Source organism: Vibrio sp. ZF 223 (assembly GCF_003050585.1).
In the GTDB taxonomy this organism is placed as follows: Bacteria; Pseudomonadota; Gammaproteobacteria; order Enterobacterales; family Vibrionaceae; genus Vibrio; species Vibrio crassostreae.
In genome coordinates, this window is the sequence record NZ_PIGB01000012.1 from 133,784 (window position 1) to 158,527 (window position 24,744).

The 24,744-nt window shown below is 44.9% G+C and carries 29 protein-coding genes; 14 read left to right on the forward strand and 15 right to left on the reverse strand.

The window, feature by feature from the left end; translation table 11 throughout:
• Position 1: 1 nt before the first annotated feature.
• The 10 genes from CWO13_RS19940 to CWO13_RS19985 all read right to left on the reverse strand — a co-directional run bounded on the left by CWO13_RS19940 (position 2) and on the right by CWO13_RS19985 (position 8,786).
• Complete coding sequence (locus tag CWO13_RS19940) at positions 2-1,093, reverse strand: flagellar basal body P-ring protein FlgI (protein ID WP_017106350.1); 1,092 nt, start codon at positions 1,091-1,093, stop codon at positions 2-4.
• A gap of 94 nt (positions 1,094-1,187) precedes the next feature.
• On the reverse strand, positions 1,188-1,964 hold the full coding sequence (flgH, locus tag CWO13_RS19945) for a flagellar basal body L-ring protein FlgH (RefSeq protein WP_048659814.1): 777 nt from the start codon (positions 1,962-1,964) through the stop codon (positions 1,188-1,190).
• A gap of 89 nt (positions 1,965-2,053) precedes the next feature.
• Positions 2,054-2,842 carry a flagellar basal-body rod protein FlgG gene (gene flgG / locus CWO13_RS19950; protein WP_004739713.1) on the reverse strand — a complete coding sequence of 263 codons (789 nt, stop codon included), beginning with the start codon at positions 2,840-2,842 and terminating at the stop codon, positions 2,054-2,056.
• Between the two features lie 21 nt (positions 2,843-2,863).
• Positions 2,864-3,613 carry a flagellar basal body rod protein FlgF gene (locus tag CWO13_RS19955; RefSeq protein WP_102432357.1) on the reverse strand — a complete coding sequence of 250 codons (750 nt, stop codon included), beginning with the start codon at positions 3,611-3,613 and terminating at the stop codon, positions 2,864-2,866.
• A gap of 253 nt (positions 3,614-3,866) precedes the next feature.
• Positions 3,867-5,171 (reverse strand): flagellar hook protein FlgE, encoded by a 1,305-nt coding sequence (gene flgE / locus CWO13_RS19960; protein WP_048609567.1) that lies wholly within the window; start codon positions 5,169-5,171, stop codon positions 3,867-3,869.
• Between the two features lie 49 nt (positions 5,172-5,220).
• On the reverse strand, positions 5,221-5,934 hold the full coding sequence (gene flgD, locus CWO13_RS19965) for a flagellar hook assembly protein FlgD (protein WP_010439286.1): 714 nt from the start codon (positions 5,932-5,934) through the stop codon (positions 5,221-5,223).
• Positions 5,935-5,951: 17 nt separating this feature from the next.
• Positions 5,952-6,365, reverse strand: a complete 414-nt coding sequence (gene flgC, locus CWO13_RS19970; RefSeq protein WP_017631739.1) for a flagellar basal body rod protein FlgC — start codon at positions 6,363-6,365, stop codon at positions 5,952-5,954.
• Positions 6,366-6,369: 4 nt separating this feature from the next.
• Positions 6,370-6,765, reverse strand: coding sequence for a flagellar basal body rod protein FlgB (flgB, locus tag CWO13_RS19975; protein ID WP_004736175.1), 396 nt, complete (start codon positions 6,763-6,765; stop codon positions 6,370-6,372).
• 255 nt (positions 6,766-7,020) lie between these two features.
• Complete coding sequence (locus tag CWO13_RS19980; RefSeq protein WP_004736174.1) at positions 7,021-7,848, reverse strand: protein-glutamate O-methyltransferase; 828 nt, start codon at positions 7,846-7,848, stop codon at positions 7,021-7,023.
• An 11-nt stretch (positions 7,849-7,859) separates the two neighbouring features.
• Positions 7,860-8,786, reverse strand: coding sequence for a chemotaxis protein CheV (locus CWO13_RS19985; protein WP_048609568.1), 927 nt, complete (start codon positions 8,784-8,786; stop codon positions 7,860-7,862).
• A 77-nt stretch (positions 8,787-8,863) separates the two neighbouring features.
• On the opposite strand from CWO13_RS19985, the gene flgA reads away from it, so the two are divergent.
• The 3 genes from flgA to CWO13_RS20000 all read left to right on the forward strand — a co-directional run bounded on the left by flgA (position 8,864) and on the right by CWO13_RS20000 (position 10,598).
• On the forward strand, positions 8,864-9,610 hold the full coding sequence (flgA, locus tag CWO13_RS19990; RefSeq protein WP_048659809.1) for a flagellar basal body P-ring formation chaperone FlgA: 747 nt from the start codon (positions 8,864-8,866) through the stop codon (positions 9,608-9,610).
• Positions 9,611-9,788: 178 nt separating this feature from the next.
• Positions 9,789-10,106, forward strand: coding sequence for a flagellar biosynthesis anti-sigma factor FlgM (flgM, locus tag CWO13_RS19995; RefSeq protein ID WP_017062263.1), 318 nt, complete (start codon positions 9,789-9,791; stop codon positions 10,104-10,106).
• A 66-nt stretch (positions 10,107-10,172) separates the two neighbouring features.
• Positions 10,173-10,598, forward strand: coding sequence for a flagella synthesis protein FlgN (locus CWO13_RS20000; RefSeq protein WP_017062264.1), 426 nt, complete (start codon positions 10,173-10,175; stop codon positions 10,596-10,598).
• 258 nt (positions 10,599-10,856) lie between these two features.
• On the opposite strand, the gene flgP is transcribed toward CWO13_RS20000, so the two are convergent.
• Together flgP and CWO13_RS20010 are read right to left on the reverse strand one after the other, a co-directional pair.
• Entirely contained in the window at positions 10,857-11,288 is a 432-nt protein-coding gene (gene flgP / locus CWO13_RS20005) for a flagellar assembly lipoprotein FlgP (protein ID WP_016791311.1), read from the reverse strand.
• 9 nt (positions 11,289-11,297) lie between these two features.
• Positions 11,298-11,933 (reverse strand): FlgO family outer membrane protein, encoded by a 636-nt coding sequence (locus tag CWO13_RS20010; RefSeq protein ID WP_017064137.1) that lies wholly within the window; start codon positions 11,931-11,933, stop codon positions 11,298-11,300.
• Between the two features lie 192 nt (positions 11,934-12,125).
• On the opposite strand from CWO13_RS20010, the gene CWO13_RS20015 reads away from it, so the two are divergent.
• Positions 12,126-13,259: a flagellar assembly protein FlgT gene (locus CWO13_RS20015; protein WP_017062267.1), complete on the forward strand. Its 1,134-nt coding sequence runs from the start codon at positions 12,126-12,128 to the stop codon at positions 13,257-13,259.
• Positions 13,260-13,398: 139 nt separating this feature from the next.
• The gene (locus CWO13_RS20020; RefSeq protein ID WP_017062268.1) at positions 13,399-13,905 is read left to right on the forward strand and encodes a hypothetical protein; all 507 of its coding nucleotides are present in this window, start codon (positions 13,399-13,401) and stop codon (positions 13,903-13,905) included.
• A gap of 128 nt (positions 13,906-14,033) precedes the next feature.
• On the opposite strand, the gene CWO13_RS20025 is transcribed toward CWO13_RS20020, so the two are convergent.
• From CWO13_RS20025 to CWO13_RS20035, 3 genes are read right to left on the reverse strand one after another with little or no spacing between them, the layout of a single operon-like run.
• On the reverse strand, positions 14,034-15,275 hold the full coding sequence (locus CWO13_RS20025; protein ID WP_017062269.1) for an NAD(P)/FAD-dependent oxidoreductase: 1,242 nt from the start codon (positions 15,273-15,275) through the stop codon (positions 14,034-14,036).
• Between the two features lie 23 nt (positions 15,276-15,298).
• Complete coding sequence (locus CWO13_RS20030) at positions 15,299-16,372, reverse strand: methyltransferase (protein WP_017062270.1); 1,074 nt, start codon at positions 16,370-16,372, stop codon at positions 15,299-15,301.
• 28 nt (positions 16,373-16,400) lie between these two features.
• Positions 16,401-16,790, reverse strand: coding sequence for a hypothetical protein (locus CWO13_RS20035; RefSeq protein ID WP_017062271.1), 390 nt, complete (start codon positions 16,788-16,790; stop codon positions 16,401-16,403).
• A 72-nt stretch (positions 16,791-16,862) separates the two neighbouring features.
• Here CWO13_RS20035 and CWO13_RS20040 point away from each other — a divergent pair, with 72 nt between their 5' ends.
• From CWO13_RS20040 to CWO13_RS20080, 9 genes are all read left to right on the forward strand, one after another.
• The gene (locus CWO13_RS20040; RefSeq protein WP_170960949.1) at positions 16,863-17,609 is read left to right on the forward strand and encodes a beta-ketoacyl synthase chain length factor; all 747 of its coding nucleotides are present in this window, start codon (positions 16,863-16,865) and stop codon (positions 17,607-17,609) included.
• Positions 17,609-18,379 carry a lysophospholipid acyltransferase family protein gene (locus CWO13_RS20045; protein ID WP_102393643.1) on the forward strand — a complete coding sequence of 257 codons (771 nt, stop codon included), beginning with the start codon at positions 17,609-17,611 and terminating at the stop codon, positions 18,377-18,379. The genes CWO13_RS20040 and CWO13_RS20045 overlap by 1 nt, the downstream gene beginning before the upstream one ends.
• 105 nt (positions 18,380-18,484) lie before the next feature.
• Positions 18,485-18,745, forward strand: coding sequence for a phosphopantetheine-binding protein (locus CWO13_RS20050; protein WP_004736154.1), 261 nt, complete (start codon positions 18,485-18,487; stop codon positions 18,743-18,745).
• 10 nt (positions 18,746-18,755) lie between these two features.
• On the forward strand, positions 18,756-19,013 hold the full coding sequence (locus tag CWO13_RS20055; protein ID WP_004739745.1) for an acyl carrier protein: 258 nt from the start codon (positions 18,756-18,758) through the stop codon (positions 19,011-19,013).
• The gene (locus CWO13_RS20060; protein WP_048661929.1) at positions 19,013-19,570 is read left to right on the forward strand and encodes a septation protein IspZ; all 558 of its coding nucleotides are present in this window, start codon (positions 19,013-19,015) and stop codon (positions 19,568-19,570) included. Before CWO13_RS20055 ends, CWO13_RS20060 begins: the two co-directional genes overlap by 1 nt.
• Before the next feature lie 6 nt (positions 19,571-19,576).
• Positions 19,577-20,965: an AMP-binding protein gene (locus tag CWO13_RS20065; RefSeq protein WP_108083427.1), complete on the forward strand. Its 1,389-nt coding sequence runs from the start codon at positions 19,577-19,579 to the stop codon at positions 20,963-20,965.
• An 88-nt stretch (positions 20,966-21,053) separates the two neighbouring features.
• Positions 21,054-21,416 carry an ApeI family dehydratase gene (locus CWO13_RS20070; protein WP_108083428.1) on the forward strand — a complete coding sequence of 121 codons (363 nt, stop codon included), beginning with the start codon at positions 21,054-21,056 and terminating at the stop codon, positions 21,414-21,416.
• The gene (locus tag CWO13_RS20075; RefSeq protein WP_108083429.1) at positions 21,409-23,211 is read left to right on the forward strand and encodes a glycosyltransferase family 2 protein; all 1,803 of its coding nucleotides are present in this window, start codon (positions 21,409-21,411) and stop codon (positions 23,209-23,211) included. Before CWO13_RS20070 ends, CWO13_RS20075 begins: the two co-directional genes overlap by 8 nt.
• Entirely contained in the window at positions 23,189-24,736 is a 1,548-nt protein-coding gene (locus CWO13_RS20080) for an HAL/PAL/TAL family ammonia-lyase (RefSeq protein ID WP_108083430.1), read from the forward strand. Before CWO13_RS20075 ends, CWO13_RS20080 begins: the two co-directional genes overlap by 23 nt.
• Positions 24,737-24,744: the final 8 nt, after the last annotated feature.

The window sequence follows — 24,744 nt, forward strand, 5'->3', positions numbered from 1 at the left end:
CTTAGATAATGATCAATTGGCCTTCAATCGCACCCGCTTGTTTCAGTGCTTGAAGGATTGCCATTAGATCAGAAGGCGCTGCGCCGACTTCGTTAACTGCTCGAACCAAATCATCCAGCGTTAGGCCAGGTTCAAACTTAAACATCTTGCCATCAGCTTCAGTGACTTCGATATCTGAATCAGGAACCACTACTGTTTGGCCGCCAGAAAATGCATTCGGTTGGCTTACGTTGAGATTTTCTTTGATTGCGACCGTCATACCACCGTGCGTTACCGCCGCCGCTTTTAAGCGAACGTGCTTACCAACCACGATCGTACCGGTACGAGAGTTAACAATGATTTTTGCAGAACCTTCTGCAGGGTCGAATTCGATATTTTCAATTGCAGACAGGAAAGCCACACGTTGGCTGATTTCTCGAGGTGCACGAACTTTTACTGACGTCGCGTCTACCGCAGACGCCATTTGTGGGCCTAAGAAGTTGTTAACCGCATCAGCCAAACGCTGAGCCGTTGTAAAATCTGATTGGATTAGGTTGAAGGTAATATAGTCACCGCGACCGAATGGGGTTGGAATCTCTTGTTCAACCGTTGCACCGCTAGAGATGATGCCAACGTTAGGGTTGTTACCGACAATCTTAGAACCGTCGTTACCCTGCGCGCTAAAACCACTTACTACCAAGTTACCTTGCGCTACGGCATACACCTGGCCATCAAGACCTTTTAAAAAGGTTTGTAGCAGCGTACCACCACGTAGGCTTTTTGCCGAACCGATAGAAGACACGGTTACGTCAACTTCCTGACCTTGCTTAGAGAAAGCTGGCAGTTCAGCAGTCACAATAACAGCCGCTACGTTTTTGGTTTTTGGCTTAGTGCCGGGCGGCAATTGGATGCCAAAATTTTGCAGCATTGCGTTAAACGTTTGATCGGTAAAGGGAGTTGTCTCACCTGTACCCGGCAAACCTGTCACCAAACCGTAGCCAACAAGTTGGTTACTACGAACACCCGCCACTTTTGCCACGTCTTTAATACGCGCAGCATGGGCACTGGTGGCAAGAAATAGCATGCCGAATAGTACGAGTGTTAGTTTTTTCATTGAGTAACCTGTCTGTATTGCTTTAATTTATAATAGCTTAGCTAAATATGGCTGAGTGATAGAGGCTATCAGTATGTCGACACCCTCTCAAGCCCTACAGAGATACATTAAAGAATCGTGCCAAGAATCCAGGCTCTTGCATATCTTTCTGCACGCCCGTACCCGAGTACTGAATTCTTGCGTTAGAAACACGGTTTGAAGCGATGGTATTTTCGAAATCAATATCGTCTGGACGGATAGTGCCACTCAGGCGGATATACTCATCGCCTGTGTTCAATGTCATCCACTTTTCACCACGAACCACTAGGTTACCGTTGGCTAATACTTCAATAACTTCTACGGTAATGTAGCCGCTGATGCTGTTACTTTGGTTGGCTGATGCGTCACCAGCGAAGGTATTGGTGTTGCTCAGATCGTAAGAGAAGTTGTACTTATCGATCGTTAGCTCTTGACCACCAACGGCCAAAGGCTCCATCGATGCATCGTTCGACTTAGACATGTCTGCGTTGGCTTTTTTGGTCGCTCGAGTATTCTCATCTAGCGCCACAGTAATGATGTCACCAATACCACGCGGTTTTGAGTCATCGTACATGCTGCCAATATGATTCACATTGAATAGTGAACCCGTTGCCGCTGCGTAATGCTCTGGTTTCTGCTTTGGATTGATTGGCGCCCATGCAGGGTCACCTGCAATTGGATCGGTTCTACCACGAAGCGTGTCGATAATGCCTGAGCTCTCTTCAGCCGACTTATCACCTTCCACTGCATCAACTACTGTGGTTGCGTTTTCTTCTGCTGGAGTCTCTATCGGGTCCAGCACAGCACAACCCGTCATAGACATAAACAGAGCTAAACAAAAAATACGTTTCATGGCGATATACTCTCAGCAGGCAGTGGTCAATGGATCAATTAGTAGAAACACGTTGATGAATTCGAATAAGTAAACGGCTAACAAACCAATTACAGCTGTTGGTTAACAAAGCTCATCATCTTGTCTACTGACGAGATAACTTTTGAGTTCATTTCGTATACACGTTGAGCTTCAATCATGTTTACCAGCTCTTCGGTTACGTTTACGTTCGATGTTTCTAGCATCGACTGACGAATGTTACCTAGGCCATCGAAGCCCGGTACACCTTCTTGCGGGTCACCACTCGCACCAGTCGGTAAGTAAAGGTTTTGACCGACTGGCTCTAAACCGCCTGGGTTTACGAAGTCTGTAATCGTGATTTGGCCAACTACGACGTTGTTTTGCTCACCACGTAGACGAACCGATACTTCACCGTCGTTACCAACCGTTACTGAGATCGCGTCTTCAGGAATCACTATTTCTGGTTGTAGAGGGTAACCTTGGCCCGATGTTACGATTGCGCCGTCACCGTTCAGAGTAAACTGACCATTACGGCTGTAACCAGTTTCACCGTCTGGCATCTCAACTTGGAAGAAGCCGTCACCTTCGATCATCATATCTAGGCTGTTCGACGTTGTTTGTGCGTTACCGTGCGTGTGCACTTTCTGAGTAGCAACAACTTTAGAACCAGCACCCAACATCAAACCACTTGGCAGCTCAGTGTTCTGAGACGATTGACCACCCGGTTGGTTGATGTTCTGGTAGAACAGATCTTCAAATACCGCGCGGCTCTTTTTAAAACCAATGGTCGAGGCGTTGGCAAGGTTGTTCGAAATCGTTGAGATATTGGTTTGTTGGGCGTCTAAACCTGTTTTACTTACCCATAGTGCTGGATGCATAGCAATTTCCTTTAAACTCTATTAGCTCATACGAAGCAGTGAATCAGACGACTTGTCCATTTCCTCTGCTGTGCTCATCATCTTGACCTGCATTTCAAACTGACGTTGTAAGTCAATTAAGCTGGTCATTTCACCTACGGCATTTACGTTACTGCCTTCGATAGCACCTTTTAGCAACGTTACCGCTGCATCTGCTTCGTATGCCTGATCTGGGTTTTTCGAACGGAATAGACCATTCGTATCTTTAAACAAAGTTTGGTTGTCTGGACGTACAAGCTTAATACGATCAACTACGGCCAATTCTTCAGCTGGAGCGCCTTGAGGAATCACCGAAATCGTACCGTCAGTACCAATTTCTACTTTACTGATTGGGATGGGCAGTGTGATTGGCGCATCGTTCTCACCTAGCACCAAATGGCCACTTGCGTTAGTTAGCAAACCGTTTTGGTCAACCCTTAGATTACCGTTACGCGTTAAGCCTTCGCGGCCGGTGTTATCCATCACTGAAATCCAACCATCACCTTGAACGGTAACATCGAGATCTCGGCCAGTGGTAACCACACTACCTTGCGCAAAATTATGACCAGGACGCTCTGTCATGCTGAAAACACGAGTAGGCATGCCTTCACCATACGCTTGCATTGAACGTGCTTGTGCTAAATCAGCACGGAAACCAGTTGTACTCACGTTGGCAAGGTTGTTTGCACGTAGCTGCAAAGCCTGCATATTTTGCTTTGCGCCACTCATGGCAAGAAACAGTGCGCGATCCATAATTTTGCTCCAAAAAATCATCTTCTAGAGCTTATAAAGCAAACACTGTGCCAATATTTTTAACTGTTACTTATCAATAGTTTAAATATAAAATGAACAAGGATGGGTGATCATTAAAGGAGCATTCAGGAAGAATTGTTGCCAGTGGCATTACCGTGCGGCAATAGGGGCGGCAAATAAGAAGACAAACAACAATACCCAATTCAATAACATTGAATTGGGTATTCGCAGATGATTCAAACGCTCGAAACGATTAACGAATCTGAAGAATATTCTGTTGTAGCTGGTTGTGTACTTCTAGAGAACGCGAGTTCGCTTGGAAGTTACGTTGAGCAGAAATCAAATCAACCAGTTCTTGAGTCATATCGATATTCGACTGCTCTAGCGAGCCGTTGTTGATGCTACCAAATGAACCTTTGTTCGATTCACCCCAGATCTTATCGCCAGAGTCGTTGGTAGAATCCCATTGAGTACCGCCTTTCTTATCCAGGCCTTGCTCATTTGGTACACGAACCAAGCCTACACGGCCAAGCATCACGTTTTCACCATTTGAGTAAGTACCTAGAACACTGCCGTACTCATCGAAATCGATTTTTGTTAAGAAACCTGTTGTCGCGCCATCCTCATCAAACTTAGTCAATTCAAACGGAGCGGCAAACTGAGTTGAAGAATCCAGACCAAACTTAAGCACCTGTGTTGGATCGGCACCGTTCAAGTCAATTGGGTTCGCACCTGCCCCTAGAGGATCAGAGTTAATTGGCTGACCACTGTTTAGGCTTGCTAACGTACCATCATTGTTGAACTTCATTGTGTGACCAACATGACCTGTTGCATTCGTCGCATCACCGCCAGTAATGTTCAATGGCTTCTCACCATTCTCATCTGACATGGTGTAGTACGTTTGCCAAGTGTTTGGTTGAGTCTGATCTTTGAGGTAGTAAGTCGTTAACTTGTAAGACTGACCCATAGAATCGTATACCGTCGAAGACGTTGCACGGTTATAAGTATCAGCATCTTGGTAGTTAAATGCAGCCGGGTCTTTAAGATCACCATTTGCAGGAAGGTTGACCCCTACTTCAATGTTTTCTGTCTGTTTTGGCTTACCAAACTCAGCAGGAATGTCGAGAGGCTTTGGCGCGTAAGAAAGAACTTCACCCGAGTTTGGATCCACATCGTAACCTAAAAGAAACTCATCATTAGCCGTAACCATGTAGTTGTCTTTGTTTAGGTGAAATGCACCATTACGCGTTAGTTCGTTAATCTCTGGCACCATGCGATCTTTCGATACTGCAAAGAAACCTGTACCACTTACACGCAAATCCATTGGGTTGTTCGTATAAATACTTGAACCTTCGTGGAACTGTTGCGCCACTTGGCTAGCTTGCGCACCACCACCAGACGTCGTTTTTGCGTTAGTAAACAACGAGTTTGAGTAAACATCACCGAACTCTGCACGAGACTCTTTAAAGCCAAACGTGTTTGCGTTCGCAATATTGTTACTGGTTGTATTCAGGTCTAATTGTGCAGCGGATAGGCCGCTTAAAGCTACATATGACATTCCAATATTCTCCTAATCTATCTAGCTAGCATAGTCACTCAATAAAGAGCTACGCTTTACCAACTTCTAGTACTTCAGCAAGTCGTACTGGCGATGTGAAACCAGCCAGATTGAGTAGTACGTTGCCATCACCCTTACCAAGAAGCACACTGTTCACGTTCGCATAACTGGAAACTTGGAACTCTGTGTTCTCGCCATCCAGTAAACCCGACGCTTTCACGTTATATTTACCGGCCGGCAATGGGTTACCGTCTTCGTCTTTTCCGTCCCATTCAACACGTGTATCACCAGATGGTTTAGAGCCGATATCAAATGTGCGAACCAATTGGCCAACTTCGTTCTCAACACGGACCATTACATTGTCCATTGCCTGAGGAAGCTTAACCATTGCCGCCATACCGCCATCACCGGGTTTTACACCTGCCGCACCAGGAACCAATACGTCACGACCAACCAAAGAGGATGCCTGAAGTGCTTGGTTAGAGGTCATTGATGAATTCAAGCTTTCAAACTGTGTATTCATTTTGCCAATGCCATCTACAGTCGCAAATGAAGCCATTTGCGCAATCATCTGGTCATTGCTAACCGGCTTGAAAGGGTCTTGTTGTGCTAGTTGCTTAGTCAACAAAGATAAGAAATCTTCTTGTTTAAGATCCTGCTTACCTGTTGTTTCATCGGGCTTTTTAGCGCCATCTTGAAGACTCTTCAGCTGGTCAACATAGGACAAGCCGCTTTGACCAACATTGTTGTTGATTCCAGCCATGTGCTACCTCCTTATCCTTATTGACCCATCTGCAGCGTACGCAGCAGCATTTGTTTACTCGAGTCAGCAACCTGTACGTTCGTTTGGTACGCACGTGATGCCGAAATCATGTTTGCCATCTCTTCCATAACGTTCACGTTAGGCTTGTAGATGTAGCCTTCGTTGTTCGCTAATGGGTGATCAGGGTTGTACTCCGCGCTCAGCGGCTTATCGCTTTCTACAATACCCAATACTTTCACAGGCACAGTGTGGTCACTGTTGCGTGCTCGATTTAACTCAGCGCCGAACACTGCGTGGCGAGCCTTGTAAGTTTCTTCAGCAGAACTACTTACACTGTCCGCGTTTGCAAGGTTGCTCGAGGTAGTATTTAGACGAACAGATTCAGCACTCATCGCAGAACCAGTCACATTGAATACATTAAATAAGCTCATCTAATTATTCCCCTTTAATCGCTTTAGTTAAATTCTTGAACTTACTTCCTAAGAAGTCGAGAGAGGCTTGATGCCTAATTTGGTTTTGCATGAAAAGGTTTCTTTCCAAATCCAAATCAACCGTGTTGCCATCTCCTGTATCAGGTTGTGTAGGAATTCGATACTTCGTTTCCCCGTTCACCGTTGTTGAGGCAGAAATGTGCCGACCATCTGTACGGCTAAGACCAATGCTTGCCCCAGAACTTGCCGCTTGCAGTGATTTCTTAAAGTCTAATCCCTTTGCTTTATACCCAGGCGTGTTTGCTTGCGCGATATTGGTGGAAAGCACCTCAGCGTTACGCTCACGTACACCAACTGTGTGCTGGTGAATGCCCAAAGCATTGTCAAAAGAAATAGCCATGTAAACCTCAACTCAAGAACTGACTGTTATGAAATAACCAAAGCAATATATATACCAACTTTTAAAACAAAGCGGTCTATCAATACTTTTACAGGTTACTCGTAGGTAAACTTGCAATATACAAGCCAAAAAATAGAGTAAATTGGAATGTCACTCTGACTTAAAGATATAGCTTAAGCAGGAAAAAGAAAACCCAGCACTTGGCTAGGTTTTGAATTTAAGCAGTAACGTCGCACCTTATACTGGTGCTATTCATTACTTTAATTTGTAGATGATGCCTGGATTACAGCGAACCATTTCAAAACGATCCGTTAAGCCTGTTAACGATTCAGACGCACCCAATAGTAGGTAACCACCAGGGTTGAGGCTGTTTGCCATCTGGTTAAGTACCTTTGACTTCATATCAGGTGAGAAGTAAATCAGCACGTTACGACAGAAAATGATGTCGAACTTGCCTAACAATGCATAGCTGTCCATCAAGTTTTGAGGACGGAAGTTCACCATGCGCTTCACGTTGTCTTTCACTTTCATACGACCATCACCCGCATCTTCAAAGAAGGTACGACGACGCTCAGGAGAAAGTCCGCGTCCCAAAGCTAGGTTGTCGTACGCGCCCGTGCGGCACATATCCAACATACTTGCTGAGATGTCAGTTGCGGTAATCGATACATTTGGCAGCATACCCGGCTTACGAGCTTGAGTTTCAAGAATCGTCATTGCCATTGAGTATGCTTCTTGGCCTGAAGAGCTTGCGGCAGACCAAATCTTAATAGGACGTTTATTTGCCGCTATTTCCGGTAGAAGCTTATCCGCAAGCACAGCAAACGGGTAAGTATCACGGAACCAAAGTGTCTCGTTCGTCGTCATGGCATCGACAGCAGCCACACGCAGCTCACGGTTTCGACCTGTTACTACATCTCTCAACAAATCAGATAACGAAGCTAACTTAAACTTCGTTACTAATGGGCTTAAACGACTGCGCACTAAATACTGCTTGCTGTCACCTAATACAATGCCACATTGAGATTCTAAGAAACGGCTGAAATCGCGATACTCTTGATCACTTATTGTTATAGCAGTCATTAATGTCTCTTTTAGTTAGTTAACGCAGCTTTTACCGCTGCACCAAGCTCATCAGGGTTGAATTTCGCGATGAAGGAGTTAGCTCCTACGCGTTCAACCATGGCTTGGTTAAATACACCACTCAATGATGAGTGTAAAATTACGTATAAATCTTTAAGTTCGGCGTGACGACGAATCTCAGCAGTTAGCGTGTATCCATCCATCTCTGGCATTTCGATATCTGAAATCACCAACGAAATCTGGTCGTAAATACTGCCTTCTGATGACATCTGCACCAGCTTCTCATAGGCCTCTTTACCATCTTTCACTGAGATAACTTCAAAGCCAATTGACTCAATAGCACGTTGGACCTGCTTACGAGCAACGGTCGAGTCATCAGCGATCAAAATGCGACGAACCAGTTCTTTCTCTTGTTCTACTTTCGCAATGTCTTCAGCAATCTTGCTGTCCATTGTTTCATCAACAGGAGAAATTTCTGCAAGGATCTTCTCAACATCGAGAATTTCTACCAATTCATTGTCAATGTTGGTTACCGCTGTCAGGTAGTTAGCTCTACCTGCGCCATCCGGCGGCGGAAGAATCGATTCCCAGTGCATGTTAATAATGCGCTCTACTGAACTTACCAAGAAACCTTGAATGGTTCGGTTAAACTCAGAGATAACCACAAAACACTTTTCAACATCCGTTGTAGGACGGCCACCAATCGCTAAGCTCAAGTCGATCACAGAGATCGTTTGGCCACGAATGTGTGCGACACCTTTAACCAGTGGGTTCAAGTTTGGCATCTTCGTCAGCTTAGGGCATTGAAGCACTTCTTTTACTTTAAAGACATTAATGCCGTAACGCTGACGCCCCATTAGGCGAAAGGTTAGTAATTCTAATCGGTTTTGACCGACGAGTTGCGTACGCTGATTCACCGAATCAAGAATACCCGTCATGAGCTCATCTCCATATCAAACTTTTTTGGATAAAAAGTGTTAGTCTACTGCAGGCTACGAACCACTAGAGAAACGGAATGATGTATTATAAAACAAATCTGCCGCTTTTTTCCATAGCAATGTGTAGAGCTACTTTTAAAACTGTCGCTAAGTTTATCGGCATTTTATCAATATTGTTTAGTTTTTTTGTACAAGCTGCGACCCCAGAACAAATTGAGATGATTCAGTCTGCAGCAGAACAACATATCCTTGATACGGTAGAGCAGCCACAAGGCGGCGAACTCTTTGTTAATTCAGCAAATGTTGATTCAAGAATCAAAGCGACAGACTGCCCAATTCCTTTAGAGACCAGCGCCTCAACCACCACCAATACCCGCAGCAGTATTACGGTTTTAGTGCAATGTGTTCCTGATGAGTGGCGCGTTTATGTACCCGTGCGTCTTTCGATGTCGGTGCCCCTTGTCACCACCACTCGTTCACTCGCGAGAGGCGAAATCGTCGGTCAATACGATGTCACCACCGCTATGATTTCTCTTAACAAGTTTCGTCGCCAAGGTTTCACAGCCCCACAACAAGTCATCGGCGCTAAGGTAAAAAAGAACCTAAGACCGGGCGATGTTGTAGAAAGAGGTGATATCTGTGTCGTCTGCCGAAACGAGAAGGTTATCATACAGGCAGTAAAAGGTGGCATGACCATTACCACCAAAGGGACTGCGCTTACCGATGGCTCTATGGGTGATCAAGTAAGAGTGAAAAATGACAAATCACAGCGTATAATTGAAGGAATTGTTACCAGCATGTCTGAAGTCACAGTTTACTTTTAACTCTTTACTTCTAAATTGACGGTATCGTTAACGATTTCACTCTCTACTCTAACGCCAAATATGACGGCGGCGGTGTTTTGTCGCTTTTCGACTATTGAGCTAAAAATTGCTAAAGTATTCGAACCCTTGGTCGATATTGACTGTACAGGTTCCCATTTTTGAAGAAAAAGGCTTAACTATGGCAGGCATTGATAATATTCGTTCAGGGCAAACCCTAACGACCACTAACCGATCAGCAGTACGCTCTGATTCTAGTTCTGAGGCATCACGTTCTGATGTATCAACTAAATCACCAGCAAGCAAAGATGCGGTTTCACTTAGCCAACAAGGCAAAGCGATTGGTCAGCTCCACCAAGATATGGCAGCACAACCAAGCTTTGATTCTGTGAAAGTAGCAGCGATCAAAGAAGCGATTGCGAACGGTTCATACACTGTTGATCCAGAAAAACTGGCAGACAACATGATCAAGTTCGAAGATGAATTAAAAGGTCTTTAAGCCAACACTCACTTTTGATTGAAGTGATTGTCTTAAAGCATACGAGGTTATGAATAGGTTTACGTTATGGCGGCACTAGCAGATTTAGTTAATTTTCAACTTCAAAATGCCAAAGCCTTATCTGAATTATTAAGTTCAGAGAAAACCGCTATTACGAGCCGACAATCAAACGATATTGAGCGAATCGCCAAAGAAAAAGTAGTCCTTGTTGAACAATTAAGATCAACCGATCAGCGAATCGCGACCCATACCAATATCTCAGAACTGACCGAGAATCCTGAACTTGCTCAGTTAGTCACAAAGATCCAGTCGATAGTGCACGATTGCCAGCAAGCGAACCTTGTTAATGGCGAAGCCTTGAATCGAGCACACCTTAGCTTCAAAAAACTTAGCAATATGATGCAGCAAAGCCACGGTAAAATTGGCATGACCTACAATGCCGGTGGTCAAACGCATACTATTTCCACGCTGGGAACCAACGTAAAAGCCTAGTTAAGCTACCTCTTCAACAACACTCCTACTTAAGTCTGTATCTGTATCTGTATCTGTATCTCAGGCTATTTCTGTCGTTGTCCTTTATCAAAATTTCTAATCAGCCTTTGAACACCCTGACAAAATCGATAAACAAAAAAGCGGCAAGTATTTTCATACTTGCCGCTTTTACATCCATATTAGTTATTGGTTGCCGATATGCCATCTGGAAAGCGAGTAGCAACCAATATCACTGAATATTCAATTCGAACACCGAAATTAGAACAGTGTTTGTTGTCTCTTCTCAGGTACTGCCTGAACTTCACCGTAGTTACGTAGCTGATCCATCTTGCGAATATCCAACTGAAGCTCTGTTACGTAGCTATCACCCACAGGGTAACTGCGCACCACTTCTGCGCCACGGATAACACCATCAACCGCACCTGACGTACGCTCTGTACCAAGCCGTTGATCTTCAAGTTCTGCTCGACCGCTTACTCGCATGCCGTAAACCTGTTCAGCAAGCTCACGATAAGCATCGATCTTAGAGGCTCTCATCGCACGGATACGTCTCTCTTCGTCGTTACGACCTTTCTGCTCACTGATACTCGCATAGCCAACAGCCACTAAGAAATCATCAGGTCTCATGCTCTGCAATGGCTGACAGCCAACAAGCAATAAAGCGGCAACAACAAACATTAACTTCTTCATCTCGAACTCCTAAGGGCGAAGAATAACAGTATAAGGCTGACTGATCGTTGGATCGGAACGAATGATCACGCCATCTTGAGTTCGAATACTGTTGAGAGTATCTAGGTCACGGCCAATACGGTCTGCAGGTAAGAAGCCTTGTGCCGTCGCCACTACAATTCGAGTTTGCATGCCAACAACGCGAGCATTTACTAGTACACCGCCTTCTTGGCGAAGCATGGTGCCTGTCAGTACATACTGTACGTCTTGCTCTTGAGCTAAGTCTTTCCAATCGCGGCTCAACGCAAAGTCACCTTGGTGAGTCACTTGGATAGAGCCAGTAGTTTTAAAATCAACCACCTTGAAGCCACGACGCTGAAACTGATGAATGAAGCCTTCTGATACCGAGTTGCCTAGCCAGTTCGTTGTGTCCATGTGCTGCAGGTCCACAAACGAAGTAATTGCTATTGGCGTTCTCGCTGAAATACTTGTATTCGAAATGATCAAATCTTCAGTCATACTTTCCACAAAAAAATCCATGGTATGGCGAGGGCTGTCCATCAACATAAACTGACTGCCTGAATATTCAGACTTGCCGTTATAGATCGGCGAATAAGCGCATGATGTCAGTAACATGACACTCATTACTACGAGCCATTTTTTCATTCTCTAATCTCCAGATAGTTTTAGTGCCACCTGTTCCAATATGTTCTCACCATTATTCTTTTCAATGGATTACAATGTTGGAACAGTCTTTGCTTTTCATTAATGGTTCAGATTAAGAAAAACGCACTTAAGTCAGCTTCAAGCTTATAGTTATTTGTTAAGCAATATTTATACCCAACTGGTAACGAATAGATGAAAAAAATAATTTCTTACTTATTTTCAATAAGTTCACTGATAACCATAAGCTTCAGTGCTCATGCCTCTTGGTATGAGGTTACCGGTACAGCAGCCATCGTATCGTCAGAGGAAACGGCAAGGGTCCATGCTCTGGAAGACGCGGTATATAAAGCGATCCAGTTCTCAGGAGCCGACATTGGTAGCATTGCCAACCTCACGCCCTACCTCGACGCAAACAAAAAAGAGTTTCAATTTACCAATCATGAAGTGCGCTACATCTTGGTAGAAAAAGAGAAAAAACGCAGTGGCAATATAATGATCACCGCAAGGATCGATATCTATCCTTCGGCAAATGCTTGCCATGAGAGCCAATATAAGAAGACATTTTTGGTCGGCAACATCGATGTGACTTCCCCACAGCAAGCTGTAATGGGCAGAATCTATAACATCGGTGATGATTTTGGTCATGTCGTAGATCGACAGCTGGCGCAAGAGTCTCGCAGCTTTGTTTCCGTTGGCACGACCAATTACGACATCGACAAACGTCGACCTGAAGTGATCAAGATGATCGCCCAAGACACTGGCGCACAATACATCATTGGTGGCGACATTACCGATTTAACCGCGACCATCGAGTCCAAACTGTTGAAAGACGACATCATCAATCGCCAGTTTGCGTTAGAGATGCAAGTCTTCGATGGTAAAACAGGACATCAGGTTTACAACCGTAGCTATCGTGAAGTGGCAAAGTGGCCATTTGCTAAGACCAGTGAAGTCGACACCCGCAGTGCCCGTTTCTGGGCATCAACCTACGGCAGCATGATGCTGCGTGTTAGCCGTAATATTATGTTGGACTTAGAATCGGAAGTGTCATGTAAGATCACCCTTCCAGAGGTTGCAGCGGTATTTGGTAACACTGTGACCATTGATTTAGGTCGAATGCATGGCGTACAACAAGGTGACAAGTTGCAACTGTGGCACACAGGTTCGTTTATCGACCAACGCGGCTTGCCACGCAACAAGGTTTCTCAAAGCGACATCACCCTAACGGTTTCTCGCGTTTACGAAAACGAAGCGGAACTCACGATTGATCAGCCAAGCCTTGCGGGAAGCATTCAAATTGGTGATGTGATGCAGAAAATCATGTAGTTAGCGACACTCTCGTCTCAGAGTTTCTAATAAAGCCTTAGCAAAGATGCTAAGGCTTTATTTTTTTCATGGGTATTAGTTTCGGTTTTGCAGTATTTGGCGTAATCTTATTAATAACATAATCATCACTTAGCAAACTATGAGTCAGAATAATCTAATTGGTGCTACCGGTTACCGCTTTATCTCGAAAGGTAAAACCGCTTTTAAGATCCACATCCATACTCCCGAAGATACGGTGCTGCATCGGTCGGTCGGTTTTGTTCGTATGGGTGAAGACAAAGCACTAAAGAAAACCATTAAATTAAGAGATGAACTGGGCAGACAGCTTTGGGGTAAATTTTGGCCCAAAGTCCTCAAAGAGCCCTACCTAATGACGCGCCTGCCTCATAGTTTAGAACCCAAAATTGTATTCAAGCCAAATCCAACTCAGAGTGATCCTGAGCACCGCGACGAGTGCTACATCGCTAAGTGGCGCGTCTTCTCTGAGAATGGTGACTACAAGTACAAAACCAAGGTATGTTCAATCAGAAAGCACGGCCGACTTGCCGCTTATAGCCAAACCAAACGTGCGCTGCTTGATGCTCACAAAGACGTAATTGATCTACTTATATTTATGGGACGGTTGAACAGCATCGACTTAAAATAGGCTTAAATCCGATTAAGCTGACCGCCCATATTTTTCAGATACAAAAACAGCCGCACATTGCGGCTGTTTTTAATTTATGACGATCCATCGTGGCAATTTAGAGTATTGCTACATACAAAATCGATTACCTAGTTTCGGCATATCTCAGCCAGTGTCGCCAATCGGCGCTTAGACTCTTTCACATAAGGGTTGGCTTGATCCCATGCGTAACCCGCCAGAATTGAGCACACCATCTGCTTAATCTTTGGATTTGGATCTTGATAGAAAATCACATCCTGCAAAGTACCTGAGTACCACCCCTCAACATACGTTCTAAAGGTGTTTACACCAACCATCAAAGGAGCGGCATAATCGCGTTCCCAATCTACCTTCTCACCGTTAAGTTGCTTTTCGACACACTCAACCGCAAACTGTGCCGACTTCATCGCAATCGTCACGCCTGACGAGAACACCGGGTCAAGGAACTCACCAGCATTGCCAAGCAACGCGTACTTATCCGTCGCCAAATGTTTTACATTGGCAGAATAGCCACCAATTTCACCCGCAGGGTTTGGATACTCGGCGCTTGCCAGTATCTCAGCCAAGCCCGGCTCTTCCGCTGCCAGCTGTTTAATTGCAGCAATCTTGTCTTCTGGATAGGACTCAAAGAACTTAGGCTCTCCTACGACACCAAACGAAGAGACACCGTTACTAAACGGGATCAACCAATACCAAACATCAGGGTTGGTTGGATGCACAGAGATAAGAATTTTATTTCGGTCATATTCAAGATCGGTATCCACCTCTGCAATATGATCGTTAATGTGCGTAAAAATAGCTTTGCGTGGAGGGAGCGATGACGGCTCTGCCAAGTTAAGCATTTTTGGTAGCACTCGACCAAAACCACTGCCATCCAGAACGTATTGCGCTTCTATCTGATAACGCTCTCCACCCAGCACTTGTACATCTAAAATGGTGCTGTCGTCGGTGAAATTAATGCCCATTAACTCATGTTGGTAATCAATGCAGACACCCTGCGCCTCAGCCGTATCTGCCAAAACCTTATCAAAGGCACCTCGCTGAACCTGAAACGTAGTTCCAGGGCCAGAAGAGAACTTGTCTTCAAAATTAAACGCCGTATAAACGCCATTTTTGCGAAAGGCAGCGCCATCTTTGTATTGGAAGTTAGCGTTGATCACTGCGTCAGTCATCCCAGCCTGTTCAATCACTTCCATACAAGCTGGTAATAGGCTTTCACCAATAGAAAAGCGAGGGAATACGCTCTTTTCAATCACTCGAACATCGATGCCTTTTTTATGAAGTAAAGACGCAGCAATAGACCCTGATGGCCCAGCTCCGATGATCACCACTTGAGTTGATAGTTTTTTCATTATTTAAGCCATGTTTGTTATTTTTATTGCGCGCCAGCTTTCAATTCTAGAAGCGTGTGACCAAGACCGATATCGTCGGTACGCGTTACCACTTCAAAGCCCGCTTCTTCAACAATCTCTAAGAAATCTTCACTGCGGTAAAAACGACTGTTGCCATTGGCCAAGCAGGTAAAGTAGAGAGACGTCGCGTTTAAGCTATAAGAAGCCGCATCGTATTTCTGTGAATCCCAAAACAGTTCAAGGATATAGACAGTCGCATCTTCTGACATATGAGAGCGAACGCGCTTTAATATGCTCAGAATCTCCATTGGCGAGAAACAATCAAGGAACTGACTCATCCACCAAACATCCGCGCCCGTTGGCAGAGTTTGCTGTTTATCGAGCATATTCGCTGGGAATGGCGTGACTCGCTCTTGATGACCATGCTTTGCCGCGTTTGCCATTGCCATTTCTAGCTGCTGTGGCAAATCAACAATCGTCACCTCAACGTCCGCATCATGGTTGCAGCATTGCATCGCCCACTTACCCGTGTTGCCGCCGATATCCACCAGCGACTTAGGTTTCTTGCTGAAGACTTTTTCAAGTAACACAGGGAACGAGCGATCCGAATAGAAGTGATCAAACTTGAACCAACTCTCTTTTGCTTTTTCTGGCAATTGAGACAAGCCTTGGTAAATGGTTTCCCAATCACCCAACTCTTTCAAGCCTGCAGGTGTGCCTTCTTCAATCGCTTCTGTTAGATGCATCATCGCGGCATAACAAACATCGGCTGTGAAATCCATGTTTGCGTTAGTCATACCATCATGCAGAAGGTAGAAACCAAGGTTAGCCATTTTGTAGTTAGGCTTTTCCCAAGTCACAATATGAGCACTTAACGCCATATCGAGCAGGACTTTCACGCCGTACTCAGAGACACCGGTCGATTCAGAGATAGACTCTGCTGGTAAACCCTCGTTGCCCGCGTCATCTAACGCTTTCAAAATGCCTAAATCACGAAGTGTACGAGCAGTATGAAAAACAATCGGAGCGAAAGACAATTTCTGCGCTTCTGTTTTTGCTTCTAATGCGTTGAATGGATCTAATTTATATTCCGACACGAAAAACCTAACTTTAAATAATAGAGAGTTACTCAGCTGCCATTTGCGCAAGCTTACGTTTAATATCAACGTTTAAGTTATTAACCCAACGGTTGTAATTACGGTGTATTTCACCATCGTCGTACTTCAAATTCTCTGATTCAACGTAAAGAATAGAGTAAAACTTATCACTATAAGGAATTTCAACCACAGCGTGGTGCGAACGAACATACAATTCAGCGCGGATCAAACCAGGCTTTATTTCTGAAACCAACCAGCCTCGATTTTCAGCAGATTCAGAAATAGCTGATTTAACCTGTTTACTTTGAAGATTCAGTGCAACTGGAGTATCCTCAACATTCATTACAGGTTGGACGCGTCCACATCCTGCAAGAACGAATATGAATAACATTGAAACTGCTATTTTTAGTAATTTCATTTAAATTCCTTATCTGTGTTTATTTATAAGCGCGCATAGTATTTAGTTAGACTCAAAGCAAATCAATACTCTATGTCAAATCAATCCCAATTAATGTCGTTTAATATTGAGAAATGGTCTGCAAATTCAGCGGGGCTCAATTCTATTGCTGAATGGCAAGCGTGGAGCACTAATTTAGATTGGCCACAAGATGGCTCAACTGAATTTAAAGCTATTCCTCCAATGATGCGCCGCCGAATGAGTGTGCAAAGCAAACTTGCTGTCCAAACCGCGTTAACCCTATTAAAAGACACCTCGATTGATTATCTGGTCTTTGCTAGCCGACATGGTGAGTTGCATCGAACCGCCACTTTGATTCAGTCGATATTAGAAGGTGACGATGCCTCACCAATGGCGTTCTCGCAGTCGGTACATAATACCGCAGCCGGTCTAACCACCATTGCCGCCAAAGCACCGATTCCACTGACTTCAATAGCCGCAGGGCAAGATACTTTCCATAACGCTCTGATCGAAGCTTATCTTTACCTTCATCAATATCCGTCGCATCGAGTGTTAGTTATCGATTTCGACCAACCTCTGCCCGAGCTCTACCAAGAGTACGAAACACAGAACTTTGCTGATTATGCGCTGGGCTTAATGCTCACCGCTGGCAGTGAATACTCTATTACTAGGACAGTAGAGACCAACCAAGCATCTTCCGTGTTACCACAAGGGTTACAAACGCTCCAACATATCTTATTAGGTACAAATAAGTGGGCTATTGCTGGCAAGCACCAAACTTGGTCTTGGGTAAATAACACCGAGACAGGTACAGCGTAATGAGCAGAGTAGACCAGTATTGGCGAGTATTCGCGACAGGCCTCTGCTTTACCATCTTTGGTTTGGGTGGCTTAGTATTGAGCTTCTTAATCTTACCGACTATCGCGCTAACCACTCCCAATACCATTAAAAGAGAGCTTAAAGCACAGCGATTAATCCGTTTCTCATTCAATGCGTTTTGCCAGATCATGAAGTTCACCGGAGCAATCGATTACCGAATTGATGGTGCCGAGCTGCTACGTGAAGATCGTAATTGCATCATCGTTGCCAACCACCCAAGTTTGATTGACTATGTGCTGATCGCCTCCCAACTTCCTCAATGTGATTGCCTCGTCAAAGCGGCCATTTGGGAAAACCCTTTTATGAAAAGGATTGTCAAAGCGGCAGGTTATATACCGAACCAAGCCCCTGACGATCTTTTAGAGCGCTGTGAAGAACGCTTCTCACGTGGCAATGTCCTGCTGATTTTTCCCGAAGGAACTCGCACAACGCCAGGAATTGAACCATCCTTACAGCGTGGGGCGGCACAAATCGCGACTCGAACACAAACCGATTTACGCGTGATTCATATTACGGTTTCTCCGACATTCTTAACGAAAGAGAAAAAATGGTATCAAGTTCCTGCGTCGAAGCCCTTTTTTCATGTCGCGGTGAAAGGTAAAATAGAAGTCGAACCATTTATTGAAGGCTCAAATAATTTAACTTCGGCAGCAAGGCGCCTTAATCATCATCTTGCACAAACAATTTTCCCTTCCGAAGAAAACATTTAGCGTATCAATAACATAACAGGCGATATCGGCATTTCGAAAATACCTCATATAATGTAGAATCGCCCCCTTAAAGCAGCATTCAGATAAAGCATTAAGTAGGCCAAAGTGGAAACATTACACAACGAACTGAAACAACTGATCATCGACGCATTGAACCTTGAAGACATGAGCATTGATGAGATTGAAACGGAAGCTCCACTATTTGGTGATGGACTTGGACTAGACTCTATCGATGCCCTTGAGCTTGGCCTTGCTATCAAGAAAAAGTACAACATTGTTATCGATGCAGATGATTCAAACACTCGACAGCACTTTGCGTCAGTTGAAAATCTAGCGAACTACATCTCTTCTCAAACGAATAACTAGACAGATCTTTATGACACAAGCTAACCAACAAGAAGTATACAACCAGGTTAAAGATGCGCTTATTGAGCTGTTCGAGCTTGACGCTGAAGATATCACCCCTGAAGCTCATCTCTATCTTGATCTAGACCTAGACAGCATTGATGCCGTTGATTTGGTCGTTCACCTACAGAACGTCACAGGTAAGAAGATCAAACCTGAAGAGTTCAAAGCAGTGCGCACCGTTAATGACGTTGTCGAATCTGTGGTTGAACTATTGAAGGACGCCTAATGCGTCCTCTGCTGACTTTACTGTCGGCAATTATACTTTTCACTTATCCAATAGCGGTTTACTTTGGACTCAACAAGTTTGGCTTACAAACCGTTGGTATTGCCTTAGCCGCTATCTTTGCTGTACGCATTTTCACCGGCGGTCAGGCTAAAATCAAAGAGCTAAAACACCTAGCTTGGATCAGTGGAAGTGCCGGTATTGTTCTGCTGGCTTTAGGCTTAGCCTTTAAGCAACACGGCTGGCTAACCTATTATCCCGTTATCGTTAATGTTTGTATGCTGGTTGTATTCGCTTCGAGCCTATGGCAACCACAAACGATTATCGAACGTCTTGCTCGCCTTCAAGAGCCTGAACTTCCGCAAAGTGGCGTTGATTACACACGAAAAGTCACCAAAATGTGGTGCTTGTTCTTTGTTATCAATGGCTCTATTGCCCTTTACACCTGCTTCCAACCGCTAGAAGTATGGACCCTATACAATGGCTTACTCAGCTATCTGTTTGCAGGGTTACTCTTTGCAGGAGAGTGGGTAGTAAGACAGCGCATTCGTCAGAGTTAAATTGTTATGACCCAAACCGTATCTTACACCTCGTTGTCTGAGCTTCTCAGCCAGGACAGAGCCCCTGAATCTATTGTCTGCTTTGACGACAATAGCGAGATTACGTGGCAAACACTTAACGACGACTTATCTCAACTCGTACAATTTTTGTCTTTATCCCCTTTTCAACGAATCGCGATTTGTCCCCAAGACAGCTACCTATTTGCGGTGGCCTTTTTGGCATGTGCAGCAGCCAACAAACACATCATCTTACCGGGCAACTACCAGCCATGTGCGCTTGCTGAGTTAAGTAAGCAGTTTGATTGCCTGCTAGTTGATAACTCGATTGGCGAAGTTGAGGTGAGTGACGTTCGTAATATCCAAACCTTATTGGATTCAAACACTGAAGCACAAAAACCTCTAACCGAGAATCTTACGACCATTGATTTGGCAACAGTCCCATTAACTCTGTTCACTTCAGGTTCAAGTGGCACGCCAAAAGCGATAGATAAAACGTTAGAACACCTCGATATTGAGACCGCTCAGTTACACAAGAACTGGGGGGAGTTACTCAAGGGAAACCAAATCCAAAGCACAGTTTCTCATCAACATATCTATGGTTTGCTGTTTAGAATCTTATGGCCACTATGCTCTGGTGTTCCATTTGCTCGACACAACCTTGAATACCCAGAACAGATCTTATCTCACGCAAATCAAAACTGTGTACTGATCAGCAGCCCAGCGCTACTTAAACGATTAAAGCATGAGACCAACAAGGTACAACTTGCAGGAATCTTCTCTTCGGGTGGTCCATTGCCTACCGAGTCGGCTCACCAGTCACGAGATCTACTAGGACATTTACCTATCGAGGTATTTGGCAGCACAGAGACCGGTGGCATCGCCTTTCGCCAACAAGAGAGCGCTCAAACCCCTTGGCAACTTTTTGAGTGTATTGAGGCTAGTCTCAACAGTGAGAATTGCATTAAGTTATTGTCGCCCTACATCGATAAGAATAGCTGGTATCAAACCGCTGATGAATGCGAAATGGTCTCGGATAATCAATTCATATTGAAGGGCCGAACCGACCGAGTGATCAAGATAGAAGAGAAACGAGTATCACTGGTTGAAGTGGAGAAACGACTGGAGCAACTGCCTTGGATAAGTGAGTGCGTGGTGATTCCATTTGAGGAGCCTGAGCGATTAATCTTAGCCTCTGTTTTGGTATTATCAGATGAAGGCCAAGCCGCTCTATCGACCATGAGCAAAGGCAAATTCTGGTTGATGCTGCGTACAGAGCTCAGAAAGTGGTTAGAGCCAATCGCTATCCCACGAAAGTATCGTATTGTTGATGAGATTCCTCTCAACAGCCAAGGCAAGCGATTAACGTCTCACATAGAACAGCTAATAAAATCATAGAAACCGCTGATCGTATTTTACACTGAGATTATCTTTTTATATTTTTGTCAAAGAACCAATATTTGCCCAAGGATTCTAAGCACGCCCTATGGATAAAAGAAAACCAAACATCATTGCTGTAGACACGGTAGAAAATGAATCGACCCTGACACTTCATGTTAGCGGAGATATCACCGATTTTAAGGGGCACTTCAAGAGCTTCCCTATTCTACCGGGCGTCACGCAAATTGATTGGGCACTTCACTACGCTGTCCAAGAGCTAAACGTCCCTGGTTTCTTTAAAGGCATGGAAGTCATCAAGTTCCAAGAGCCTATCCTGCCTGATGCTACAATCCAGCTATCACTCAAATGGGATGCTGACAAAGACAAGCTGAGCTTCAGTTACACCTCAAACAACGGTGAACAGACCCACTCTTCAGGCAAAATGAAGCTGGGAGAGAAAAGTGAATAGCACTCCCGTCGAGGCTACTTCTCAACACCACACAAAAGAAAGCAGCTACAAGGCTTGCTTCCTTATCCCGTGCTTTAACCATGGCGCAACCATGCCGGCTGTGGTGTCGTCACTCCATCATTTTGAGTTACCGATCATCATCGTTGACGATGGCAGTGAACTCACAACAAAACAGTTTCTGTCTCCCCTAGCAGAGAATTCAAACGTAACCTTGGTGACGCTTGAACAGAACCAAGGTAAAGGCGGCGCAGTAAAAGCCGGAATCAAAAAAGCGCAGCAACTAGGCTTTAGCCACGCTATTCAGATAGATGCTGATGGGCAACACGACCTGGAAGCCTTGCCAACATTGATTGAGGCCTCACAAGCTAAGCCACAACGTCTGATATCAGGCCAGCCTATCTACGACGACAGCGTACCCAAAGCAAGGCTCTATGGGCGCTACGCGACACATATCTGGGTATGGATAGAAACCCTTTCTTTATCAATTAAAGACAGCATGTGTGGCTTTAGAGCGTATCCTATCAACCAAACTCAAACTGTGTTGAATAAGTACGATGTTGGTTCGAGAATGGACTTCGATATCGAGATTTTGGTTCGCCTGTATTGGGAAGGTTGCGAGATAGACTTCGTTGAAACGCGCGTTATCTATCCTGAGAACGGCATCTCTCATTTCGATGCGTTGTGGGATAACGTCAAAATCAGTTGGATGCATACACGTCTATTCTTCGGCATGCTACCAAGAGCACCAAAACTGATTGCTCGCCATTTCAAATCCGATTCAGCTGATAATAACCCAAATTTATCGACTGATTCAGAGCCGCAAGCTTCTGAACAACCACACTGGTCCCGCACTCAAGAACGCGGCACAGTATTAGGCATTAAGCTGTTATTAGCCATTTATACCTTGTTGGGTCGCGGTGTGTTCAACCTCATTCTGCGTGGTGTGATGCGTTACTACCACTTGACGGGCCAGCGTGCGCGAAACGCTTCCGAACAATATCTATTCCAATTAAAAGCCTATGCGGAACAGCAAAATATTGAGCTCCCCGGAGAACTAACCAGTTACAACCATCTGCTTTCATTTGGCCATACGATGCTCGACAAGCTCGCGGCATGGAAAGGTGATTTCTCGGCAGATAACCTGACTATTCATGGCCAAGACCAGTTCGAGAGCATGGTGGCAAATAAGCAAGGTGTGCTAATCCTTGGATCTCACCTTGGCAATATTGAGCTGTGCCGAGCTTTGGGTCGTAGACACTCGAACATTAAAATCAACGCTCTGGTTTTCACTGAGCACGCAGAACGTTTTAATTCAGTAATGAAAGCAGTTAACCCGCAGTCTGATTTAAACCTGATTCAAGTGACATCAATGGGGCCAGATACGGCTATCTTATTACAACAGAAGTTGGAGCAAGGAGAATGGATCGTCATTGTTGGCGATAGAACTTCCACCAGCAAAGAGAGCCGCTCAGTATGGGCTGAGTTCTTAGGTAAGGAAGCTCCATTCCCTCAAGGTCCATTTATGTTAGCCTCTGTGCTAAAAGCACCCGTATTTTTACTGTTTGGCCTACGTGACGACTCACAATCTAAGCCGCATTTTAATGTCTATTTCGAGTATTTTAGCGACAAAATCGAGCTACCAAGAAAGACTCGCGAACAATCTTTACAGCAAGTCGTGCAGAAATACGCAGACCGACTTCAACACTACACACTGCAAGCACCGCTTCAGTGGTACAACTTTTTTAACTTTTGGACATTGAGCAACCAGCACCATGACGAAAAAGAATCCAAATAGCATCACTTTTGGTGCCGAACGCCTCACGATTGAGGATGTTGTCGCTATCTCACAGGGCGCAAAAGCCTCGATGAATTCAAGTAACGAGTTCACATCTAAGATCGACCGAGGAGTCGCTTTCTTAGAACGCCTGTTGAAAGAAGAAGGCGTGATTTATGGCGTGACAACGGGTTACGGAGATTCATGTACCGTAGCAATTCCACCAAACCTTGTTGATGAATTACCATTGCATCTAACACGCTTCCACGGTTGTGGCTTGGGTGAAATACTGTCTCATGAGCAAGCTCGTGCAGTATTAGCAACGCGTCTTTGTTCGTTGTCGCAAGGTGTCTCTGGTGTGACTCACGATCTGCTCAATCAAATCGTTACCCTGATCAACCAAAATATTTCACCGCGCATTCCTCAAGAAGGATCGGTGGGTGCTAGTGGCGACTTAACACCTCTGTCTTACTTAGCCGCAGCACTGATTGGTGAGCGTGATGTAATCTACAAAGGTGAAGTGCGCCCAACCAGTGACGTTTACAAAGAGTTAGGCATTAACCCTATCAAGCTCAAGCCAAAAGAAGGCTTAGCATTGATGAATGGTACATCAGTGATGACGGCACTGGCTTGTATCGCCTACAAACGCGCGGAATATCTAGCTCAGCTATCAACTAAGATCACCGCAATGGTATCTGTCGGCATGCATGGCAACGACTTCCACTTCGATGAAGCGCTATTTGCTGTTAAACCACATCCAGGCCAGCAGCAAGTTGCGGCATGGCTGCGCGATGATCTACAAGCGGATCGCCCGCCACGTAACAGTGATCGACTCCAAGATCGTTACTCTCTGCGCTGTGCTCCACATGTTATCGGCGTGGTTCAAGACTCTCTGCCTTGGCTACGCCAAATGATCGAGAACGAGCTAAACAGTGCCAACGACAACCCGATTATCGATGGTGATAATGAACGCGTACTGCATGGTGGACACTTCTACGGTGGACACATTGCAATGGCGATGGATACGTTAAAAACTGCAGTTGCGAACCTTGCTGATCTGCTTGACCGTCAAATGGCTCAGCTGATGGACTACAAGTTCAACAACGGTTTGCCATTCAACCTAACGGGTGCTGAAGGCGAACGTAAGCCAATCAACCACGGCTTTAAAGCAGTACAGATTGGCGTTTCAGCTTGGACAGCAGAAGCATTGAAGCACACCATGCCAGCAAGCGTATTCTCTCGCTCAACTGAGTGTCACAACCAAGATAAAGTGAGTATGGGCACCATCGCAGCTCGTGACTGTTTACGCGTTCTAGAGCTAACCGAACAAGTGGCAGCAGCGTCGCTATTGGCGGGGACACAAGCACTCGAACTTCGTAAGCGCCACAATGAGCTTGATGAGCACCACATGAGTGAGAACCTCAAGCACATTCGCGACGAAGTGCTTAAGGAGTTTGAATTTATCGTAGAAGATCGACCACTTGAAGGCGATCTACGCCATTTCATTGCTCGTATTCAAAGTCAGCACTGGTCACTTTACTCATAAAGTAGCCA

Coding starts and splice junctions, on each gene's coding strand:
- CWO13_RS19940 (WP_017106350.1), bottom strand. CDS start 1,093: ATGAAAAAACTAACACTCGTACTATTCGGCATGCTATTTCTTGCCACC.
- CWO13_RS20045 (WP_102393643.1), top strand. CDS start 17,609: ATGAGCAGAGTAGACCAGTATTGGCGAGTATTCGCGACAGGCCTCTGC.
- flgG (WP_004739713.1), bottom strand. CDS start 2,842: ATGCATCCAGCACTATGGGTAAGTAAAACAGGTTTAGACGCCCAACAA.
- flgM (WP_017062263.1), top strand. CDS start 9,789: ATGGCAGGCATTGATAATATTCGTTCAGGGCAAACCCTAACGACCACT.
- CWO13_RS20035 (WP_017062271.1), bottom strand. CDS start 16,790: ATGAAATTACTAAAAATAGCAGTTTCAATGTTATTCATATTCGTTCTT.
- flgC (WP_017631739.1), bottom strand. CDS start 6,365: ATGAGCTTATTTAATGTATTCAATGTGACTGGTTCTGCGATGAGTGCT.
- flgE (WP_048609567.1), bottom strand. CDS start 5,171: ATGTCATATGTAGCTTTAAGCGGCCTATCCGCTGCACAATTAGACCTG.
- CWO13_RS20040 (WP_170960949.1), top strand. CDS start 16,863: ATGTCAAATCAATCCCAATTAATGTCGTTTAATATTGAGAAATGGTCT.
- CWO13_RS19955 (WP_102432357.1), bottom strand. CDS start 3,613: ATGGATCGCGCACTGTTTCTTGCCATGAGTGGCGCAAAGCAAAATATG.
- flgB (WP_004736175.1), bottom strand. CDS start 6,765: ATGGCTATTTCTTTTGACAATGCTTTGGGCATTCACCAGCACACAGTT.
- CWO13_RS20000 (WP_017062264.1), top strand. CDS start 10,173: ATGGCGGCACTAGCAGATTTAGTTAATTTTCAACTTCAAAATGCCAAA.
- CWO13_RS20065 (WP_108083427.1), top strand. CDS start 19,577: ATGACCCAAACCGTATCTTACACCTCGTTGTCTGAGCTTCTCAGCCAG.
- CWO13_RS20025 (WP_017062269.1), bottom strand. CDS start 15,275: ATGAAAAAACTATCAACTCAAGTGGTGATCATCGGAGCTGGGCCATCA.
- CWO13_RS20015 (WP_017062267.1), top strand. CDS start 12,126: ATGAAAAAAATAATTTCTTACTTATTTTCAATAAGTTCACTGATAACC.
- CWO13_RS20055 (WP_004739745.1), top strand. CDS start 18,756: ATGACACAAGCTAACCAACAAGAAGTATACAACCAGGTTAAAGATGCG.
- CWO13_RS20010 (WP_017064137.1), bottom strand. CDS start 11,933: ATGAAAAAATGGCTCGTAGTAATGAGTGTCATGTTACTGACATCATGC.
- CWO13_RS19980 (WP_004736174.1), bottom strand. CDS start 7,848: ATGACTGCTATAACAATAAGTGATCAAGAGTATCGCGATTTCAGCCGT.
- CWO13_RS20080 (WP_108083430.1), top strand. CDS start 23,189: ATGACGAAAAAGAATCCAAATAGCATCACTTTTGGTGCCGAACGCCTC.
- CWO13_RS20060 (WP_048661929.1), top strand. CDS start 19,013: ATGCGTCCTCTGCTGACTTTACTGTCGGCAATTATACTTTTCACTTAT.
- CWO13_RS20020 (WP_017062268.1), top strand. CDS start 13,399: ATGAGTCAGAATAATCTAATTGGTGCTACCGGTTACCGCTTTATCTCG.
- flgA (WP_048659809.1), top strand. CDS start 8,864: ATGATGTATTATAAAACAAATCTGCCGCTTTTTTCCATAGCAATGTGT.
- CWO13_RS19985 (WP_048609568.1), bottom strand. CDS start 8,786: ATGACGGGTATTCTTGATTCGGTGAATCAGCGTACGCAACTCGTCGGT.
- flgH (WP_048659814.1), bottom strand. CDS start 1,964: ATGAAACGTATTTTTTGTTTAGCTCTGTTTATGTCTATGACGGGTTGT.
- flgD (WP_010439286.1), bottom strand. CDS start 5,934: ATGGCTGGAATCAACAACAATGTTGGTCAAAGCGGCTTGTCCTATGTT.
- flgP (WP_016791311.1), bottom strand. CDS start 11,288: ATGAAGAAGTTAATGTTTGTTGTTGCCGCTTTATTGCTTGTTGGCTGT.
- CWO13_RS20070 (WP_108083428.1), top strand. CDS start 21,054: ATGGATAAAAGAAAACCAAACATCATTGCTGTAGACACGGTAGAAAAT.